Source organism: Lactobacillus johnsonii, from assembly GCF_013487865.1.
Classification (GTDB): domain Bacteria; phylum Bacillota; class Bacilli; order Lactobacillales; family Lactobacillaceae; genus Lactobacillus; species Lactobacillus johnsonii_A.
Window position 1 is genome coordinate 1751318 of the sequence record NZ_CP047409.1, and the last position, 18208, is coordinate 1769525.

Annotated in this window: 19 protein-coding genes; 6 read left to right on the forward strand and 13 right to left on the reverse strand. The window is 33.0% G+C overall.

Annotated features, from left to right (window positions below):
- Positions 1-15 precede the first annotated feature (15 nt).
- Positions 16-762 (reverse strand): ABC transporter ATP-binding protein, encoded by a 747-nt coding sequence (locus GTO82_RS08570; protein ID WP_180873198.1) that lies wholly within the window; start codon positions 760-762, stop codon positions 16-18.
- Between the two features lie 247 nt (positions 763-1009).
- On the opposite strand from GTO82_RS08570, the gene GTO82_RS08575 reads away from it, so the two are divergent.
- Positions 1010-2458, forward strand: coding sequence for an APC family permease (locus tag GTO82_RS08575; protein WP_180873199.1), 1449 nt, complete (start codon positions 1010-1012; stop codon positions 2456-2458).
- A gap of 678 nt (positions 2459-3136) precedes the next feature.
- Here the strand turns inward: GTO82_RS08575 and GTO82_RS08580 are convergent.
- Positions 3137-4414 carry an ISL3 family transposase gene (locus tag GTO82_RS08580; protein ID WP_180873200.1) on the reverse strand — a complete coding sequence of 426 codons (1278 nt, stop codon included), beginning with the start codon at positions 4412-4414 and terminating at the stop codon, positions 3137-3139.
- Positions 4415-4707: 293 nt separating this feature from the next.
- Here GTO82_RS08580 and hflX point away from each other — a divergent pair, with 293 nt between their 5' ends.
- Positions 4708-5988, forward strand: a complete 1281-nt coding sequence (gene hflX, locus GTO82_RS08585; RefSeq protein WP_180873201.1) for a GTPase HflX — start codon at positions 4708-4710, stop codon at positions 5986-5988.
- A gap of 43 nt (positions 5989-6031) precedes the next feature.
- Here the strand turns inward: hflX and GTO82_RS08590 are convergent, their stop codons facing one another.
- From GTO82_RS08590 to GTO82_RS08600, 3 genes are all read right to left on the reverse strand, one after another.
- Positions 6032-7240, reverse strand: coding sequence for a L,D-transpeptidase family protein (locus GTO82_RS08590; RefSeq protein WP_180873202.1), 1209 nt, complete (start codon positions 7238-7240; stop codon positions 6032-6034).
- A gap of 103 nt (positions 7241-7343) precedes the next feature.
- Complete coding sequence (locus tag GTO82_RS08595) at positions 7344-8465, reverse strand: C40 family peptidase (RefSeq protein ID WP_180873203.1); 1122 nt, start codon at positions 8463-8465, stop codon at positions 7344-7346.
- Between the two features lie 192 nt (positions 8466-8657).
- Complete coding sequence (locus GTO82_RS08600) at positions 8658-9215, reverse strand: guanylate kinase (RefSeq protein ID WP_180873204.1); 558 nt, start codon at positions 9213-9215, stop codon at positions 8658-8660.
- Positions 9216-9305: 90 nt separating this feature from the next.
- Between GTO82_RS08600 and GTO82_RS08605 the strand changes: the two genes are divergently transcribed.
- Both GTO82_RS08605 and GTO82_RS08610 read left to right on the forward strand, forming a co-directional pair.
- Positions 9306-9599 (forward strand): DUF2187 domain-containing protein, encoded by a 294-nt coding sequence (locus GTO82_RS08605; RefSeq protein WP_180873205.1) that lies wholly within the window; start codon positions 9306-9308, stop codon positions 9597-9599.
- Positions 9600-9647: 48 nt separating this feature from the next.
- Positions 9648-11174, forward strand: coding sequence for an O-antigen ligase family protein (locus GTO82_RS08610; protein ID WP_180873206.1), 1527 nt, complete (start codon positions 9648-9650; stop codon positions 11172-11174).
- 70 nt (positions 11175-11244) lie between these two features.
- Here GTO82_RS08610 and GTO82_RS08615 read toward each other — a convergent pair whose 3' ends face one another.
- Positions 11245-11871, reverse strand: a complete 627-nt coding sequence (locus GTO82_RS08615; RefSeq protein ID WP_180873207.1) for an LVIS_2131 family protein — start codon at positions 11869-11871, stop codon at positions 11245-11247.
- Between the two features lie 141 nt (positions 11872-12012).
- Between GTO82_RS08615 and nrdI the strand changes: the two genes are divergently transcribed.
- Positions 12013-12474, forward strand: a complete 462-nt coding sequence (gene nrdI / locus GTO82_RS08620; RefSeq protein ID WP_180873208.1) for a class Ib ribonucleoside-diphosphate reductase assembly flavoprotein NrdI — start codon at positions 12013-12015, stop codon at positions 12472-12474.
- Complete coding sequence (locus tag GTO82_RS08625) at positions 12467-13408, forward strand: ribonucleotide-diphosphate reductase subunit beta (RefSeq protein ID WP_180873209.1); 942 nt, start codon at positions 12467-12469, stop codon at positions 13406-13408. Before nrdI ends, GTO82_RS08625 begins: the two co-directional genes overlap by 8 nt.
- Positions 13409-13432: 24 nt before the next feature.
- Here the strand turns inward: GTO82_RS08625 and GTO82_RS08630 are convergent, their stop codons facing one another.
- The 7 genes from GTO82_RS08630 to GTO82_RS08660 form a co-directional block, all read right to left on the reverse strand.
- Positions 13433-13918 carry a hypothetical protein gene (locus GTO82_RS08630; RefSeq protein ID WP_180873210.1) on the reverse strand — a complete coding sequence of 162 codons (486 nt, stop codon included), beginning with the start codon at positions 13916-13918 and terminating at the stop codon, positions 13433-13435.
- 85 nt (positions 13919-14003) lie between these two features.
- The gene (locus GTO82_RS08635) at positions 14004-14345 is read right to left on the reverse strand and encodes a type II toxin-antitoxin system PemK/MazF family toxin (RefSeq protein WP_004898000.1); all 342 of its coding nucleotides are present in this window, start codon (positions 14343-14345) and stop codon (positions 14004-14006) included.
- Complete coding sequence (mazE, locus tag GTO82_RS08640; RefSeq protein WP_057718611.1) at positions 14332-14583, reverse strand: type II toxin-antitoxin system PemI/MazE family antitoxin; 252 nt, start codon at positions 14581-14583, stop codon at positions 14332-14334. Before mazE ends, GTO82_RS08635 begins: the two co-directional genes overlap by 14 nt.
- 230 nt (positions 14584-14813) lie before the next feature.
- On the reverse strand, positions 14814-15284 hold the full coding sequence (locus tag GTO82_RS08645) for a threonine/serine exporter family protein (protein ID WP_180873211.1): 471 nt from the start codon (positions 15282-15284) through the stop codon (positions 14814-14816).
- Complete coding sequence (locus tag GTO82_RS08650; RefSeq protein ID WP_117285877.1) at positions 15284-16066, reverse strand: threonine/serine exporter family protein; 783 nt, start codon at positions 16064-16066, stop codon at positions 15284-15286. Before GTO82_RS08650 ends, GTO82_RS08645 begins: the two co-directional genes overlap by 1 nt.
- Positions 16067-16082: 16 nt before the next feature.
- Positions 16083-17630: an ABC-F family ATP-binding cassette domain-containing protein gene (locus tag GTO82_RS08655; protein ID WP_180873212.1), complete on the reverse strand. Its 1548-nt coding sequence runs from the start codon at positions 17628-17630 to the stop codon at positions 16083-16085.
- A complete protein-coding gene (locus GTO82_RS08660) occupies positions 17630-18013 on the reverse strand; it encodes a hypothetical protein (RefSeq protein WP_180873213.1) in 384 nt (127 codons plus the stop codon). The genes GTO82_RS08655 and GTO82_RS08660 overlap by 1 nt, the downstream gene beginning before the upstream one ends.
- Between the last annotated feature and the right edge of the window lie 195 nt (positions 18014-18208).

An 18208-nucleotide genomic window follows, 5' to 3' on the forward strand; every position in this document is an offset into this window, starting at 1 on the left:
ATTTCCTTTCTAATCTTAGCGTCTACCTAATTCTGCAATAATTTCTTGATAAAATTCTTCTCTACTTTTACCATCTTTTTTAATTTCTTTTCCGATCTTACCATCTTTAATAAAAAGAATTCGACTAGCATATGAGGCGGAATACGGATCGTGCGTAACCATTAAGATGGAAACTTTATCATTTTCATTTAGACCCTTCATTGTTTCAAGTAATTCAGTCGCACTCTTTGAATCAAGTGCCCCAGTTGGTTCATCCCCATAAAGAATAGCTGGTTCATGAACCAAGGCACGCGCTGCTGCAACACGTTGTTTTTGTCCACCAGAGATTTCTGCTGGATACTTATTTAAAATATGATCAATCCCTAGTCGCTTAGCAATCTTATCAACTTTAGGACTAATCTGACTACTCTTCACATTTTGAAGTGAAAGAGGAAGAGCAATATTTTCACGATTTGTTAGGTTTTCTAATAAGTTGAAATCTTGAAAAATAAAACCAATTTCTTGACCACGAAAGTCTGCCATTTGATTTTTATTTAAGCCAGTAATGTCACGGCCATTAATGTATACATTTCCAGTTGTAGGTTGATCTAATGTAGATAAAATATTTAACAAAGTGGTTTTACCAGAACCAGATGCACCCATGATTCCAACAAATTCACCACGTTCCACATCAAAGCTGACGCCCTTTAAAGCTTGGTATTGTTTTTCACCTTTTTTACCATAAGTCTTAGTAATATTTTGAACTTGAACTACTTCACTCATTTTGGCTCCTCTTTTCGTTATAGTGTATTACGTACCTGTTACACTATATAATACAGACACCGTGTAAAAAAGTAAAGCTTGTTTTTCAATTTTTTCATCTTTTCTTCTTTTCTTCTTGTATAATAGAAACCGTAATTATAAATAAAATATGAAATGAGGTATAGAATGCAGGGAAGCCACTTCTTCAACCCACCTCCTAAATTTATGTAAATGATAATAGTATAGGATTTTTAGGAGGAAAATATTTTTGGATACTTTTGATGAGGCACAAAAACGTAAAAAACTAACTTGGCCCGTGATTGCCTTAATGGACTTTGTTACAGTTATTGGTTTTGATGACATTATCTATAACTTTCAAAATCAAGGATTAGCGGTAGTTAGTGACTGGATATTACTGTTAATTCTATTTGTAGTTCCATATGAATTAATCGTTGGACAACTGGGAGCTACTTTTTCAGATGATGGTGGAGGCTTATCTTCTTGGCTAAGACATACCTCTGGGGATCGAATGGGCTATATTACTGCTTGGTGCTACTGGGTAGTTTCACTACCATATTTAGTTGATGTAGCTAATTCAACAGTCGTTTCTTTTGCGTGGCTTTTTAAAGGACATGCATTAAGTGACAAGGAAATGAGTAATTGGGCTTTTGCTTTATTTACGGCAATTATTTTTGTTATCTTTATCTTTTTCCAACACCGCTTTGCTAACTCGCTACAATGGTTATCTATCATCGGTGGTGGTGCCATGTTTATCATGACCATTCTTTTTGTAATTATGACTATTGTATATTTGGGTGAAGGCCGCAGAATTGCTACTCAACCTTTCCATTTCAAGAATTTCTTACCAACTTTTGATATGAAATTCCTAATGTCATTAGGATTATTAATCTTTGCCATGAACGGGGCTGAATTTGTTGCTCCTTATGTTACTGAGATGAAAGATGGCCCTAGAAACTTCCCTAAAGCAATGTACATGCTAGCAATCATGACAGGTTTTCTAACTATCTTTGGTTCATTTGCACTAGGTGTCTTCTTTAATGCACATCACTTACCTGACGACTTAAAGATGAATGGTTCTTATTATGCCTTCCAAGCCATGGGTGAAAAATTCGGTATGGGAAAATTTTTCTTATACACTTTCATCATTACCCAAGCTCTTTATATGCTAGCCCAACTAGCCGTTTTAGTTGATGGTGGTGCTAGAATCTTCTTATCAGATACTGCCAAAAAATACTTACCAAAACAATTGACTAAGACTGATAAAAACGGCTTACCAATCAATGGGTATTGGCTAACAACAGGAATTTGTTCTGTACTTCTATTTTTGAGTGCTACTCTTCCTTCAGTAAATGATATTTTTAATCAGTTATTAAACTTAAACGGAATTGTTTCTCCGTATGTTACTGGATTACTCTTCTGGGCATTTATTAAAATTAGACTTCACCCAGAAAAATTCCCATCTCAATACGTTTTCATTAAGAATAAAACCTTTGCTGTTATTGTCGGCTGGTGGTGTTTAATTATTACTGTTACCGGGGCAACATTTGGGATCGTGCCAATCGATGCTAAAGCGGGCTCATCTACTTGGTGGCATATGTTAATCTTAAATATTGTTGAACCACTTTTGATGATCGGTTTAGGTGTGCTCCTACCATTAATTGCTAAATGGCAAAGAACAAGAGAAAAACAAAATTAAAACAAAAGCCAAATCATTAGTAGATTTGGCTTTTATTATAGTTTAATAACATAACAATGTGTGAAAGCCTTTTATTTGCTATTCTGATATTAAGGTTTTATATTTATAAATGAAGGCAGTCTTCATAGAGAAGTAATAAATAACATATATTTATTGCTATTACTTTATATAAATATTTAGTAATTATATCAAGAAGAAGTTTTTGACATTCTGAATCATAATAATCATTCACTATTTTCACTACTTTTTCCCATCTATAGTTCAATAAAATTAAAAATAGTGAAAGTTATTGTTAGTAAAAATACAGTTTAACTAAATTCTTCAGGAAGCTGAAATATATTTTAGTGTATAGCTTCAGTTTAAACTATGTATTACAAAGATAATAAATTTGTCACCCTATATACCCTTAAGTCGTGAGCTTTCCTATTCCCCCATAATTGTATGGCTTAAGTGATTTTCTTAATTAACTACCTTTGATACAGTCAGTTTAATTTCATTTACAAGTATAAAATTTATTATGATTTCAGGATAACAACTATATACTCCACTCATATTTATGTGCACGGTTAATTAAAGTAATTATCTCTATTCGGATATTACCGTGTTCAAATATCCTAAAGGTCACTTCATTTTTAGGCTCTTTTGCAAATCCTGTTGATGGATAATTTTAAGAAGGAATTAAGCAGCTAAGAAATAGATGTTTGATTCCTTTTCTTTTATAATATTTTCTTCAAGTCTAATTCTAATTAATAAATGTTTGAAATTTCTATAGCCATAAGCAGTACGTTCAATTTGTTTAATCTTGCGGTTAACTCCTTCAAGACAACCATTAGAATAAGTTGAGGTAATACCGTTTAGGACACCAGAATAATTACGTTTAAAAGTTAATAGAGTTTGATGCATTTGTTTACCAACACTTTGTTTTGAATGAAGTAGATGGATAACTTTCTTTTCATCGTTATCCTGAATAGCAGTCATAAAGTCTTGCATAACCCAATAAGTATTTTCTAAGGTTTGGTCACAATCTAAACCATCTAAGACAACATGTTCCTGAGTGAGAGAGTCTTTAAAGTGCCAATCGTAGTAGGGAGTAGTCTTATTAAGTTTGTCATATTTCATGAGATAAAGCTTCCAAGGAGACTTTAAAAGCTTATATTCATGGCTTTGCTTTTTAAATTGCTTCATGATTTGAACTCTGAAAATATTAAACGATCTAGTAAGCATTTGAACCATATGAAAACGGTCAATAACTATCTGAGCATTTGGAAATAATTCTCTAGCAACTAAAGGATAATAACAATTAAGATCCATAGTTACTGTTTTAACCATTGCACGAGCTTTAGGAGTGAACTTGTAAAAATAGCGTAGAATATCAGGTTTGAAACGAGTTCTAAGAATTTGAACAACTTTGTGAGTATCACCATCTAGACAAATAAAGTGAAGCTTTTTGCCTACACCTTTGAATTCATCAAAAGCTAAGTGTTCAGGGAGATGATCAAAGTCATCATAGAACTTAGAAGAGCAGGCTTCTAATACTCTTTGAACCGTGTTGACAGATACATTATGTTTTCTAGCAATACTAGTCATTGAACGATCTTCAGTAAGAGCAGAAAGTATTTTTCGCTTAGACGTGTTAGAGATATAGCAGCCTTTATTAATAAGGTTAGATTGAGCCATAGATCTTTTTAAACAGTCATTGCAGAGAACACGTTGTTTTCTTAATCCGATAGTAACGAGCTTACTAGCATCAGCAGTAATGAAATGAACGTTAGAAACGTAATGACCATTATGCTTAAGATGAGTAGAACTACAATAAGGACAAGTAGGCTGGATCAGCTCAGCTAAATATATTTTGTAAATCTTACCGTTAATATTTTCATTTGAATAATCAGAAAAAATAATGTTTTTATCTTCAACATCAAGAGTAAATTTAATATAATCATTTAAAGAGGACATAGTTTGAATCTCCATACACTTAATTGAATTGGTCGAAGAAGGATTTTAAGTAAGAGAGGACTATGGCCTCTTTTTTTACGTAAAAAAATCCTGTCGATAGAATATCATAGATATTCATCAACAGGAAAAATTATACAGCCCATTTTTCGGAGTGGCCTTTTTTGTGTCAAAATTGATTTTTATTTAAAAAGAAATTATAATTTTCATACTATCAAATAAAGGAATGGTTATGATGATTTTTTAAGTTATTAACTCTACGTAGAAATACTATTTTTTGAAAGCAGGTGAATTATTTGATCGACAATCAACCAAAAAAAATTAAAGCATTTATTGCGGGCGTAAATTTAAATGATCCTAATTTTGACTATTATATGACTGAGCTAAGAGAATTAGCACTTGCCAACAACCTAGATGTTGTCGGTCAAGCAAGCCAAAAGGCTGAGAATATCGTTGCGGGAACATATTTTGGCGTTGGTAAACTTAATCAAATTAAAAACATGGCTCAAGAATTACATACTAAAACCTTAGTAATTAATGATGAACTTTCGCCAACTCAAATTAGAAATATTGAGAGTATGACAAAACTTAAAGTGCTTGATCGAACTGAATTAATTTTAGAGATTTTCTCTAATCGTGCACGTAGTAGACAAGCTAAACTACAAGTTCAACTTGCTAGATTACAATATGAACTGCCTCGGCTTCATCCATCAGAAAACAATCTAGACCAACAGCGTGGTTCTGGTGGTGCAAGTGGTGGGTTTGCTAACCGTGGTTCTGGTGAAACTAAACTTGAATTAAATAGACGAACTATTGGTAAACAAATTAGTACAATTAAAAAAGAACTAAAAGATATTAGCAAACAGGAAGAAATAAAGTCTGCTAGACGAAACAATTCCCGTCTGCCACAAGTTGCCCTCGTTGGCTATACTAATGCTGGAAAATCAACAACGATGAATGAGTTGTTGAATGTCTTTAGTGATGAAGCTTCTAAAAAGCAAGTATTTGAAAAAAATATGCTATTTGCGACTTTAGATACTAGTGTTAGAAGAATTGACTTAAAAGATGACTTAAGTTTTATCCTTTCAGATACCGTTGGTTTTATCTCCAAGTTACCTCATAACTTAATTGAATCATTTAAAGCTACTTTGCAAGAAGCTAAAGATGCTGACTTGATAATCAATGTCGTAGATGCTTCCGACCATAATATGGTTCAAATGATTAAAACGACGCAAAAAGTTCTAGATGAGTTGAAAATTACCAATGTACCAATGATTACCGCTTATAATAAAGCTGACTTAACAGATCGCAATTATCCACAAATTGAGGGAAATGATATTTTATATTCAGCTAAAGATCCCGAATCAATTAAGCAACTAGCTGATTTAATTGTTAAAAAAGTTTTTGATAATTACGAAAAGGTAAACTTAGTCTTACCTTTATCAGACGGTAAAAATTTAGCCTATCTTCATGAATATGGTCAAATTTTAAATGAAGATTTCAAAGATGATGGCCTTCATGTTACAGTAAGACTATCACCAAAAGATCTAGAAAAATTTAAAATTAAGACCGTTTAACAAACAAAAAAGCGTAGATTTTAAAATCTACGCCTTTTTCATATTATTTATAAATAATTACAGCTTCGTTTTTCTCTACATTATCCCAAACTTTGGGAGCATCACTTGGTCTTAAGTTAACACATCCATAAGAACCATCATTTAGATAAGCTGTTTTTGACCAATTCTTTCGCCAACTATTATCATGGAAGCCGCAACCGGTTAATGTAAATGGCATCCAGTATTTCACATCAACTGAGTATTTCGAACCATCATCATTTGTTCCCTTTAAAACACTCGGAGATTCTTTATAGTGAATATACCAAACTCCAGTAGGTGTTTCTAGGTTCTTATGAGCAATCTTAGTTTCCACTGTACCTGTAACAATTGTGTCTAATGTTAGCACACATTTACCGTTCTTGTAGACCCACAGCTTTTGATCAGTTAAAGAAACAACAACATAATTATTACCAATTCCATTATTGCTTAAACCATAACCAGTTCCATAGGTACTAAAACCTTCACCATAGATATAGTTTTTTCCATTAAGGTTTTGAACGTTATTGGCTAATGCATCCTCAACACTAGCTAATAATTTCTTTTCATTAATTGCCCATCCATAGCTTTCATTCTTAACCTTCGTAACTTGACCATTCGGAAGCTTGAAGTCATAAGATTTATGAAGAGTAGATACTTCTTTGTTAATGTTGTTAATTTTATCTTCTAGAATTTTTGTATCTAAAAATATGTACTTATTATTTCTATATGATACATTTGGAAATACTTCTGCCCTTTTAAATACAAAAGACTCGCCATTTACAGTATATTTTACTTGCCGATCTTTAATCTGATTTAATTTATCCTTTGCCTTTAATAAAGCATCATTTTGAAAATTCCATTTCTTTCGGCTAGGGTAGCGAGTATGTTGAGTTTCAAAATATGATTGAACTTTTTTACTCGTAATTACTTTATTACCGGTCTTCTTTAATACGACTTTATCTCCCTCTAAAATCGCATCATTTTTTGCCTTTTCATTTATTTTTGCAGTAGCTTTTTTGACCGTTAGCTTTCCAACAGGAATATCATAAATTACAACATTCGGATTAAAGTGATTAGAATTAAATTTTTCTGCTTCAGCATTTCTCTTAGACTGAATATGACCAAAAATTAACCAACCTATTAAAATTATTATTAAGCCAATTAAAATACCTATTAGCCACTTACGATAGTTATTTGTGGAATGGGTATTTTTTTCTTCGTTTTTATTATTCATTAAAAATACCTATTTCCTTAAAAAAGTTCTTTTAATTATATCACAAAAAAGAAGGTTAATCTTCTGATTAACCTTCTAAAATAACTATCTTTATTTCAATTTATTAGTTTACACGGATTGCGTAATCTGGCATGAAGTAACTTGAGATAGAAGCTTGAGTTACGTTTTGACCTGGTTGTGGTGCGTGTACGTATTGATTGTTACCTACGTAAATAGCATCGTGGTAGTCACCCCACATTAAGATATCACCAGCTTGTGCTTGGCTAACAGAAATGTGTTGGCCTGCACCAGCTTGTTGGTAAGTAGTACGTCCAACATTCTTACCAGCTTGGCTGTATGCGTATTGAACTAAACCAGAGCAGTCGTATGCGTTAGGACCAGTTGCACCCCATACGTAAGGCTTACCAATTTGTGATTGTGCTGCGCTAACTACAGTTTGTGCAGTGCTGCTGTTTGATTGAGTTGAAGCTTGTGGCTTAGCAGTTTGAGTAGTTGCTGCTTGACTTGAAGCTTGTTGAGCTGGTTGTTGTGCAGGCTTTGCAGCAGTGTTAGTTTGTGCTGGTGCAGCTTGAGTGTTAGCTGAAGCAGTAGTTGCAGTTTGTTGTGCAGGTTGGGCTACTGGAGCAGTTGCTTGTTGTACGTTTGCTGCAGTATTAGTTTGTACAGGTGTAGTAGTTGCAACAGATGCAGTGTTAGCTGAAGCAGTAGTTGCAGTTTGTTGTGCAGGTTGGGCTACTGGAGCAGTTGCTTGTTGTGCGTTGTTAAGATTTGCTACTGGAGCTTGTGCAGCATTATTGTTTGCAACGTTAGCTGCAGGAACTTGACTTACAGCAGTAGCAACTGCAGATAAGTCAGCAGTAACTGCGATTGGAGCTTCTTCTTCAACGTTGTCAGATGAAATCCATTGATTTCCACCTAAGTTGTACCAAGTTTCACCCTTAGCAGTCTTAACTTTCTTGTATGTCTTCCAACTTGATTGGTGTGGTAAGTACTTACCAGTTTGTTGCTTACCATCTTCGTAGCTGTTCCAAACAGCAATACTTTCACCAGTCTTAGAGTTTACCTTTACAACACCAATTTCTTTTGCAGGTGCTTGAAGAGTAGAAGCTTGAGCAGTACTGTTAAAAGATAATGAGTTTAACTTAGCTGCACTTAAAGTTGCAATACCTGCAACAGCGAATGAAGCAGCAGTTGTAAATTTGATTACTTTAGATTTGATAGTCAAGGGTTATTCCTCCATAAAATTCATTTGCTAATTATCAACATAGCCGTCATTAATTAACTAAAAAGTTATGCTATGTGTCTCTTTTTTTAATTGACAATGGTTATTGTAGGGTATAAATATTACAGCCCTGTTACAAAGCTAAATCATTGTCGTTACATTTAGCTTATTATCAGCCTTTTTCATATTCAAAATCTATTTATTTTCTAGCTTTGTTACGATCTTATCTAGTGCTTTAGCTGTCTTTTCCCAGTTGTCATTATTTAATACATGGGCTTTTTTAGCAAGTTCATCTGACAAATGTAAATCACGCTTAAATTCAAAACTATTTAATCTTTTATCAATTTCACTAGCTTTATCTCCGCGTCCTAATAATCGCTTTTTTAGAACTGAAAAATCTGAAACAGTTAAATAAATAAAATATGCTTGCTTCCCTAATTTTTCTAAATAGGACTTAACTCCGTCAGTCTCAACAATTAAAGAAACCAAGTCATTCTTTGCCCAGGCTTTTTCTAAAGCTTCTTTACTTGAGCCATATTGATATTCCCCATATTTTACATGTTCAAAGAAATGAAGTTTTTTAAAACTCTCATCAGTTTCAAAATAATATGACTTTCCAGGAATTTCTCCTTGTCTAATTGGCCGAGTAGTATGTGTTACTACACGCGGAATATTATATTTTTCCGTTAAGTATTTTGAGACTGTTGTCTTTCCTACTCCACTTGGTCCCGCAATTATGATAATTCTTTGCAAAATATTACTCTCCCGCTTGAAATCGACTATTATATATAATAGTATTTCACTATTGTAAAACATTTCTGTACAGAAAAGGGAGTTTTTTAAATGAAAAAAGCTGATGTAAAAATTGGTCAAATTTTAGCTGCTACTTCTGAGGAAGAACTTAAGCATCCTTTTCAAGGAAAAGTAGAAAAAATTTATGAAAATTCTGCTTTGCTAGCTATCACTTCATATGACCCAGAAGATGAATCTTCAGTTAATGAATTAAACAATAAAATGGTCATTAACTTCAAGAGCTTAAAGAAGGTAAAATCACCTGCCCGTGGAAAGACTGCCACAACAAACGATGTAAAGATTTCTAAAGTTGAACCTGACAAAAAGGATAAAGAATCAAAATAAAATTAAGCCTAAATAATTTTTTATTTTATCAAAGGAACCTAAAATCACATGAAAAAACGGCTTCAAACATTCTTATTTTGGTTTATTTTAGTTCAGCCATTTTTAGATATTTATTGGTTATCTAGGCCACCACTTCTAAAATTTTCAATACCTACTATTTTGAGAGTCTTAGGAGTTTTTATTGCTATTATTTTATTCTTTAGTATCAAAAATAATTGGCAAAGATTCAGAAAACAATGGTGGATTATAGCTTATATTGGAGTTTTAATCTTATACTCAATCTGTCACCTAATTTCGGTAAAAAATTTTACTGGTGTGGACGCAACAGGTTTCCATTACTCAGCTAAAGTTGAAATTTTTTATCTAGTGAGAGCTTGTCTCCCACTGATTGTTATCTATATCACTTCATATAGCGAATTTCAGGCTAAATACTTCTTCCGAGTAATCCAGGATATTTCAGGCATATATTCATTAACAATTGTTATCTCGAATCTATTTCTTTTCTCATTAACTTCATACCATACTACTGAGGCTAAAAGAATTAGCGCTAATATTTTTTCTTGGTTTACTCAAACAAATTATCCTTTCAATGCCTTAGCTTCTAAAGGAATTTTCTTTCAAGCTAATACTTTATCGGCTATTTTGTTTATGATTATGCCTATCATGCTCTATGTTCTTTATAAAGAGTTCAATCTTTTGAATATAGTTTTAGTGAGTACTCAAGCATTAGCAATGCTAATGCTTGGAACAAAAGTTGGGAATTTTGGCCTAATTATTAGCTTAGTAGTATTTTTATTAGTCTTCTTAACTCATAGTTTAATTTTAAAGAATACTAGATTTTCAGCCAAATTCTTAATTACATTAATTTGTATACTCACTGCTTCGGCTGCTATTTTTCCTTATAGTCCAACTCTCAGAAGATCTTCACTTGAAAGTAGTGTAGCTCAAAAGAGAAGTAATCTTGGCGACAAAAAGAGGCTTGATCAAGAACTTAATGCTGGATTGGAAAGATATAAGGGCAAGAAACAAGAAGAATATCTAAAAGACTTTATCAAGAAAAATTACTGGGTATATTCTTTAAAACATGATCTAGTATTGGAGCATTACACTTATCAAAATGATCCTTACTACTGGCTTGAAGTGATGAAGAGACCAGCAAATGAACGCCTAAATTATCGACATCTAGAAAAAGATATCTTAAGTCGAGTTATGAGAAATGATAAAAATAAATCAAATAAATTGTTTGGCATTTCCTTTAGCCGTGAAAATAATATTGCCCCACTAGAACGAGACTTTTTAGCACAATATTATTCAATGGGAATATTAGGAGTCATCCTCTTAGAGGTTATTTACTTATTTATTCTAGGCTATGGCATTTTTTATTGGTTGTTCAATAAAAAAATAAGATCCTTTTTAAACTCTTCACTATTACTATCAGGTGGATTTATCTTGTTTGCTGCTTTTTATGCAGGTAATGTACTTGAATACTTATCAGCAACTTTAGTAATGACATTTATATTAGGATTTTTATTACAAAATATTCGCTATAGTCGTTATCCGGAAAATATCTTCTAAATAATTAAAAAGACCTTATTTCGAATTTTATTTATCGAAATAAGGTCTTTTTATTACCAAATTATCTTTATTATTTTAATTCTCTTACAAAAGTACGGTCAGGTACTCTAATTAAATAGTATTTAGCTGCTGTCTTACCAGCATGCATTCTTAATCCATTCTGCCAGTTTTTCTTATATATAGCCGTATAAGTGGCCACATATGCATTTTGATAGCGTGCATCTGCTTGAACTAATTGCTTAGATGAATAAGGAATAGCTCCCGCTTGAACAGACATTGGGTTTTTTCCGTCAGAAATTGTAGCATAATTACTCGTAACAGTTACTCTGTTTCCGTTACTATAAAAAGTATATGTCTGAATTGGAGTCTTTTTATTGTCAGATTTAGCGGTGACATAGTATGAGCGTTTATTGCCTGCTGTTAAAATTAATGGCTGATATTCAATTTTACTAGATAAAACCTGTTTATTTTCTAAATTAGGATTGTAAAATAAAGTAATGCTAAACATATAGATCGCACCGCATAACAGAAGTAAAACTTCTAAAATATCTAATAAGGTAGTTTTCCATTCAAATCGTTTGCGATCTTTAACAATCATTATTAAGTGACGTTTTCGAATATTTTGTACAATAAAAATTAAATATAAAACCAGGATTAACCAGGCCAAAATACCTAAAATATTCCATCCAAGTGTCATAGGGAACCTCCATTTTCTTTAAGTTAAGTATACGGTACTTAGTGGCGTTTTTAAAACTTTTTTTGATTTGACTTTAACTTTAAAAATCGCGACAATTGAATATGTAGAAGGTAGTTTTAGTATATAACGATAGGCAAAACTATGGTAAAAATAGCTTTTTATACAATTACAGGACAAACGCAACGGTTCATAGATAAAACAGGGCTTGATGCACATCGGATTGAGGATGCCCATCCTCAATATCAAATGAATGATAAATATATTTTGATTTTACCTTCATATCAAGACTTTATGATGGATTCTGTTGTTGATTTTTTAACATATAAAGATAATAAAAAAAATCTTTTAGGATTAATTGGATGTGGTAATCGTAACTTTAACGATCTTTTTGCTCAAACGGCCAAAAAAATCTCCGTTACATTGCATGTTCCTATTCTTTACTTATTAGAACTTAGTGGCAATTCGACCGATGTCAAAAATGTACGTCAAATTGTTATGGAAGCTCGAAAAAAAGAAAAAGGTACACAGAAAGATTTACCAATTCAAAATCCATCTCTTATCAATATTAGTTTCTTAAGTGACTTCAGGCAGAAAAATGAATAAAAAACCTTATTATAAAGCAAACAACTGGAACACTGTAGAAGAGCAAGTAGATCGTTCTGCTTGGGCGAGATTAAATGATATTGTTTACGAACCTCGTCGTGTTTCAATTGACAAAGACAAAAATGAATTTTTACAGCTTCCTAAAGAGGAACAAACTATGCTTTTACATAGTTTTGGAGCTTTAACTCTTTCCTCTACTCTTCAAATGAACGTAGCTCTATCTGAAATTAAACAGGATGCTGAGAATTCTGAGGAAAGTGCTGTATACAACGGTCTACAATACTTAGAATCAATTAACAATAAGGCTTACAGTTATGTATTAGCTGAACTTTCCGATTCTGAAAAGCAGGAAGAAGCATATGAATGGGCAAATCAAAATCCCTACTTACAAAAAAAGATGAAACTTTTAAATACAGTTTATCAATCAGGAACTGCTATTCAGAAAAAAGCTGCTCATGTTTTTCTATCAACTGGGCTTTATCATTCTTCATTTTTCGGTCCCTTATATTTATTTGGACAACATAAGTTACCAAGAACAGCGGAATTAATTAAGTATGCTCTTAGAATCACAACTTTAAATGGTATTTATACAGGTATTAAGTTTCGGCGAGATTTTTTCAAACTTTCTAAGAAAGAGCAGAAAAAAGTTCATGATTGGGTATATTACTTATGTGATAAATTATATGACAATGAGCTTAGCCATATTAAATTATTGTATAATCATACTGATCTAGAAAATAAGGTTGAGCATTATATTCATTACACCTTAAATAAAGCTCTTATGAATTTAGGTCAAGAGCCAAAATATCCGGAAAATGTCGAAACTTTAGATCCAATTTTGACAACTGGTTTGATGGAAAGTGCAATGATTGAAGATTTCTTCTTTTACACTAATGCCCATCCGATCTTGAAAATGCGTGAAATAATAAAATAAGGAGTTAGCCTTTATGCTAACTCCTTATTTTGTCTTCTTAGTTTTTTCTTCTGGCTTTTGATAATTACGAATTACTTCAATCTTTTCTTCAATTGCTTTAACTAATAATGCACTATATTTTTCTGGATCAGCTACGATCTCATTACTTGAACCCAAGATATCAATTCGGAAGTGAGAAACATTTACATATTCTGAAATAGTTTCAAAATAAATATTTACTTCATATTCATCCTCATTGTTACAAAAGTTGCTAATTTTTTTATAGTTAGCAAATGGAAGATTAATGATATTACTTTCAAGGGCAAAAGTCATTGGTCTTCTTCCACTAATGGCCAACTGCGTTTGAATGAGAGAATCATGTTTAAAAGCTTGCACAGTTTCACTAATCATTTTAGTTGCAATATTTTTTAATTTTGTCTTGGTTATTTCGCTATATTTAATTGTCTCAAGATCTTGAAGATAATCTTGTTCTTCAATTTTTTTAGTTATTTCTTCTTGTTTAATTTTCACGATAAAAATTCCTTTGTGTATCCTTTTTCATTACTAAGATACTCAATAAATCTTTTTCATGCAACTACAAAAATTAACTACTCGTTTAATCAAGTTGCAAAGCAAAACTAAGTAATTCCATTACTTTAAGCATATCTTCTGGTCTAAGATGATCTGCTGGTTTTTCATCTAGCAATCTCATTCTAGAAAAAGTTTGAATTTGAGCTGCATTTACACGACCATGAATATGATATCCGAACAAGTCTAAGTAGGTAGGGAAATGATTACCGTGGGATGTAATTGGACAAACCATTAGATAATTAGTCTTTTCATTATATGAATTAGACGACACTACTACAGCAGGATGTTTTCCCTTCATTTCTTGTCCAACTGACGGTGAAAAATCCGCCCACACAATATCTCCCTGTTTAAATTTATTCTTCGGCATGACGTAATTCCTCCATAGCCATATTTTCCCAAGCTTCCCTTTCTGGTCCTGGTACATCTTCAAATTTAGCATCGGAGGTATAAGGATTAGAAATTTTCGGTATTAAGATCAAACTTCCATCAGACTTCTGATGAATTGCATACTCAGTTCCTACCTCTACTTTAAAAGAAGCAGGTAGTGAAAAGCCAACTGAATTACCGACCTTTTGAGTTACAATATGATGAATAGATATTTTCATAAGTTTTTACCTCATTAAGTTACTTTCAAAGATATTGTAGTACTAAAAAAGACTAACTTTCAAAAGAAAGCTAGTCTTTTTTGCGAGAAACATACAAAAGTATGTCAGGGTCTTTGTTTCACAGCCAAAGTAGCCCATCATCAGCACTTCCCGTGCTTTGACTTCTAAAGTCTAGATGATCTCCGTCAAAGAACGCATCTCGCGTTTTCCTCGACTCGTCGCAATTACTATTATACCAAATTTTTCTTATTTTTTCTATTTTGACGCTTCTTGAAAAAGATTTCTCCAATTAACTGTGCAAGCATAAAACCCATCGCTATTGCTATCGTGACAATTGCTACGCGCAGGATCAGATCTTCTGCATCAGATAATTGACCTTCTACCATCGCACGTACCGCCTGGTAGGCCGGTACACCTGGAACTAAAGGAACTACACCTGGAATATTAAAAACAGTTACTGGACACTTTTTAATACGAGCAAATACCAGCCCTAAAAATCCAACACACAGGGCTCCTAAAAGATTAGACCCCAATCGGCCAACACCGATTCGATTTGCCAGCCAGTATAGAATCCAACCTGCACTTCCGCTAATGCCACATAAAACTAAGGCACGGTGCGGGACGTTAATAATTAATCCAAATCCAACAGCTGCAAGCCATGCAAATACTAAATTAATAATTATTTCTAACCAAAAAGGCATTACATTACACCCCACAACAACTTAATTGCAATACCAATTCCGCCACCTAAAGCAATTGCTGTTAGAACAGCCTCGGTGGTCCGAGCCATTCCTGATAATAAGTCGCCACCAAACAGATCACGTAATGCATTAGTGATTGCTACACCGGGCACTAAAGTCATCAAGGAACCAATCAAAATATTATCAACTACAAGCTTAGGGAAGATTTTACACGTCAAAATAGTAATAACTCCCATAAATATTGCAGTTACCATCTCAGCTAGGAAGCGAATACTAGTATAGCGCTTAATAGCTAAATAAAGAGCATAAGATACTCCGCCGATTACAGCAGCGGCCGGAAAATCAATCCAGTCATAATCATCCATAAACAAGACCATTAAAGTAGGGCTTAAAATAGCCGCTCCAATAATTTGAAGCCATATAGGAAAATCTGGAATCGAAATGGAAACTTGCTTTAAACGCTCTTGTAATTCTTTTAATGTTATTTCTTTAGCCGCAAATTCGCGTGACAATTCATTAACTCGATCTACTAATTCTAAGTTAATATTTCTTTTTTTAACTTGTGTAACCTGAGTATAAGAGTGTTCACCCAAACTCATAAAAATTCCAGTTGGAGTCGTAAAACATCTTGCACCAGTAATTCCGGCATTACGTGCTATTCTCATCATCGTATCTTCAACTCGATAAGTTTCACTACCGCCTTCAATCATTAATCTCCCTGCTTTTAAGCAAGTATCTAAAACCTCAGCAGCATAATCTTGGCTTACCCGCTCTTTATCCATTTCAATCCTCTAACTGTTATTCATTATTCATTTTTTCAATGTCAATCGTCTTATCCACCCAATTTCCTCTAAAGAAATCTCTTTCGTGGCTAACAATAATTACTCCACCATTAAATTCAACAATTGCCTTTCTTAAAGAATCTTTTGTAGCAATATCTAAGTGATTTGTTGGTTCATCTAAGAATAGTAAATTAGATGGTTCAAACTGCATCTTAGCTAGCTTAACTTTCTCTTGTTCTCCACCAGAAAGTTCTTTTAACGGACTCATGGCTTGCTGTGCTGTTAATCCCATTCTCGCTAAAGCTTGCCGTAATTCTCTAGGACGCAAACGTGGAAATTCTTCTTGTAAATATTGCAAAGGCGTCATATTTTTATTAGGCCAAGCCAGATCTTGTTGAAAATAAGCAAGTTTTGCTGTTGAAGATAATTCAAAACTACCATAAATTGGTTTTAACTTTCCTAGTACAGTCTTTAGTAGTGTCGTTTTCCCAATTCCATTAAAACCTGTTACAGCTACTTTTTCTCCATTTCCGACAGAAAAATTAAATGCTGATTTTACTAAAGCTTGTTCATATCCAATTATTAAATCTTGAGTTTGCAAAAGTAAGTTTGATGCGGTATCAACATAAGGAAAAATAACATGGGCCTTTCTATTATTTTGTGGTGGTGTTAAAATTTCCATCTTCGCTAGTTGTTTTTCCCGAGATTTCGCACTTTTAGATCTAGAACCAGCCTTATTTTTTCTAATATATGCTTCAGTCTTTTGAATTTTTCTCTGCTGGTTGGCATAAGCCTTTAAATAACTTTCTCGATCAGCTTCCTTTTGACGAAGTGCATGCTTTAAATCACCTGTATAGCGCGTAATAGTTCCAAAATCAATGTCAATAATACAGTTGGTGATTCTACCTAAAAAATCATAATCGTGTGAAACAACGATAAATGCTCCCTCAAAGTTATTCAAATAGTCAGCAAGCCAGTCAATATGATTAACATCTAAGTAGTTTGTCGGCTCATCTAAAACCAGTACGTCTGGATTTTGCAAAAGCAGCTTAGCTAAGATTAACTTAGATCTTTGTCCACCAGAAAGTTTTGATACATCCCGGCTATAACCCAAATCCGCTAATCCTAGTCCTGTCGCTACGCGGTCAATTTTGGTATCAATATCGTAAAATTCTTTTTCCTCAAGTAAAGTCTGAATCTTCCCTGCCTTTTCTAAGAGAACTTCATCCCCATTTTCACCATATTTCACATAGAGTTCATTTAATTCTTTTTCTTTTTCAAAAAGATCACTAAACGCAGTTTGCAAAAATTGTTTAAGCTCTATACCTTCTTCAAGTTTGGCATACTGATCTAAATACCCAACATGAATTTTATTTTGCCATTTAACCTCGCCATTATCTTGAGTAATTTCACCGGTCAAAATCTTAATTAAAGTTGATTTACCAACTCCGTTTTGCCCGGTTACCCCCATATGGTCTTCTTTATTTAAGACAAAATTTGCGTCTTCATATAAAGTTTTATCAATAAATGTCTGACTTAAATTTTTAACTGTTAGTAAACTCATTATTTTCTCTCTTTTTCGTTTGATATCTGATGCTGCTGATCATATTCTTGAAGCGCATTTAAGACTTTTGGCCATTGTCTTTTAGGGATAATTAATTGAAGCTTATTGTGATAGATGGGAAAATCACTAGCCTTCATTCCGGTTATTTTTGCAAGTTGTTCATCTGTTAAATGATATTTGGCTACAATTGCCTTAATTTCATAAGAAGCATGCCCTCTAAAATATGACAGAACATAAAAGAAAGCCGCAAAAATTCCAGCACTTAAAATAGCCATCGATACAGAAAAATGGAAGGTTCTCTGTGCAATAAAAAACACTGCAATAAATGCAATAAGGGCTGATATTACTCCATAAATAACTGGAAAATACTTAGTTTGCTTCATTTTTTCATCATCCTTTTTATTACACTGATCTTTCAAATATTACATTAAATTTACGTAATTGAAGTTTTTGTAAAAAAATGTAAATTTCGCTTTAATTTACTGCAATAATCCTCTTCTATAATACAGTTTGTTAAGTAAATTAAAAACGACTTTTTAAATATCACTAGTGTAACATGATTACCATTTAATTATTAC

Coding starts and splice junctions, on each gene's coding strand:
- GTO82_RS08660 (WP_180873213.1), bottom strand. CDS start 18,013: ATGAAGCAAACTAAGTATTTTCCAGTTATTTATGGAGTAATATCAGCC.
- GTO82_RS08650 (WP_117285877.1), bottom strand. CDS start 16,066: ATGGATAAAGAGCGGGTAAGCCAAGATTATGCTGCTGAGGTTTTAGAT.
- GTO82_RS08580 (WP_180873200.1), bottom strand. CDS start 4,414: ATGTCCTCTTTAAATGATTATATTAAATTTACTCTTGATGTTGAAGAT.
- GTO82_RS08655 (WP_180873212.1), bottom strand. CDS start 17,630: ATGAGTTTACTAACAGTTAAAAATTTAAGTCAGACATTTATTGATAAA.
- GTO82_RS08645 (WP_180873211.1), bottom strand. CDS start 15,284: ATGCCTTTTTGGTTAGAAATAATTATTAATTTAGTATTTGCATGGCTT.
- GTO82_RS08570 (WP_180873198.1), bottom strand. CDS start 762: ATGAGTGAAGTAGTTCAAGTTCAAAATATTACTAAGACTTATGGTAAA.
- GTO82_RS08625 (WP_180873209.1), top strand. CDS start 12,467: ATGAATAAAAAACCTTATTATAAAGCAAACAACTGGAACACTGTAGAA.
- nrdI (WP_180873208.1), top strand. CDS start 12,013: ATGGTAAAAATAGCTTTTTATACAATTACAGGACAAACGCAACGGTTC.
- GTO82_RS08610 (WP_180873206.1), top strand. CDS start 9,648: ATGAAAAAACGGCTTCAAACATTCTTATTTTGGTTTATTTTAGTTCAG.
- GTO82_RS08605 (WP_180873205.1), top strand. CDS start 9,306: ATGAAAAAAGCTGATGTAAAAATTGGTCAAATTTTAGCTGCTACTTCT.
- mazE (WP_057718611.1), bottom strand. CDS start 14,583: ATGAAAATATCTATTCATCATATTGTAACTCAAAAGGTCGGTAATTCA.
- GTO82_RS08615 (WP_180873207.1), bottom strand. CDS start 11,871: ATGACACTTGGATGGAATATTTTAGGTATTTTGGCCTGGTTAATCCTG.
- GTO82_RS08635 (WP_004898000.1), bottom strand. CDS start 14,345: ATGCCGAAGAATAAATTTAAACAGGGAGATATTGTGTGGGCGGATTTT.
- GTO82_RS08590 (WP_180873202.1), bottom strand. CDS start 7,240: ATGAATAATAAAAACGAAGAAAAAAATACCCATTCCACAAATAACTAT.